The sequence below is a fragment of the Tahibacter caeni genome (assembly GCF_024609805.1).
GTDB classification, from domain to species: Bacteria; Pseudomonadota; Gammaproteobacteria; order Xanthomonadales; family Rhodanobacteraceae; genus Tahibacter; species Tahibacter caeni.
Genome location: NZ_JANFVR010000644.1, coordinates 1 through 1,173, shown reverse-complemented (window position 1 = coordinate 1,173; position 1,173 = coordinate 1). Strand labels below are relative to the sequence as shown.

The 1,173-nt window shown below is 71.2% G+C and carries 1 protein-coding gene; it reads left to right on the top strand.

Annotated features, from left to right (window positions below):
- The coding region (locus NON22_RS24540) for a beta-ketoacyl reductase (protein ID WP_257389603.1) at positions 1 to 1,173 on the top strand (1,173 nt) is incomplete at both ends.

Here is a 1,173-nt window from a genome sequence, read left to right as displayed (position 1 = left end):
TGCGCCGCCGCGACGGCGCGCGCGCGCTGCGCAAGCTCAAGCGCATCGAGCTGCCGGAAGCCGCCGCGGCGCCGCTGCGCGACCGCGGCGTCTATCTGATCACCGGCGGCGCCGGCGGACTCGGACTGATCTTCGCCGAGTTCCTCGCGCGCCGGTACGCCGCGCGCCTGCTGCTGACCGGCCGTTCGGCGCCGTCGGCGCAGCGCGAGGCGCAGTTCGACCAGTTGCGCGCGCACGGCGCCGAGGTGCTCTACGTCGAGGCCGACGTGTCCTCCGCGGCCGACGTGCAACGCCTCGTCGGCGTCTGCCGCGAACATTTCGGCGGCATCAACGGCGTGATCCACAGCGCCGGCGTGCTGCGCGACGCCTACGTGCGCAACAAGACCGCCGGGGACTTCGACGCCGTGCTCGCGCCGAAGGTGGCCGGCACTCTGCATCTGGATGCGGCCACGCGCGAGGAGCCGCTGGACTTCTTCGCACTGTTCTCGTCCATGGCGGCGATCACCGGCAACGCCGGCCAGAGCGACTACGGCTACGCCAACCACTTCCTGGATTCGTTCGCGTTCCGCCGCGAACGCCAGCGCGAGGCCGGCCTGCGCCGCGGCAAGACCCTGAGCCTGAACTGGTCGCTCTGGGCCGACGGCGGCATGCGCGTGGACGAACAGACCGAGCAGATGTTCACGAAGACGCTCGGCATCAAGCTGCTCGGCACCGACACGGGCATCGACGCGTTCGTCAACGGCCTGGCGTCGCCGGCGACGCAGCTCGCCGTGCTCGAAGGCGACCAGGAAAAGATCGAGATCGCCTGGGGTCTGCGCAAGAAGCCGGCGCCGGCAGCGACCGCAGCCGTCGCGGCGCCGGCCGCGAGCGGCGCGGCGCGCAATCTCGCCGCGCTCGTGCAGGCCGAGCTCACGCGCATGGCGATGGAGTTCCTCAAGCTCGACGCGGCGGACATCGCGCCCGACAGCGTGCTGCTCGATCTCGGTTTCGACTCGATCGGCCTGACCACCTACGCCAACGGCATCAACGACGTCTACGGCGTCGACGTCACGCCGGTGCTGTTCTTCGACTATCCGTCGATCCAGGAAGTCGCGCGCTACCTCGCGGCCGAACGCAGCGCCGAAGTCGCGCGCGTGCACGCCGTGGCCGATGCGGGCGCGGCCGCCGCTAAGC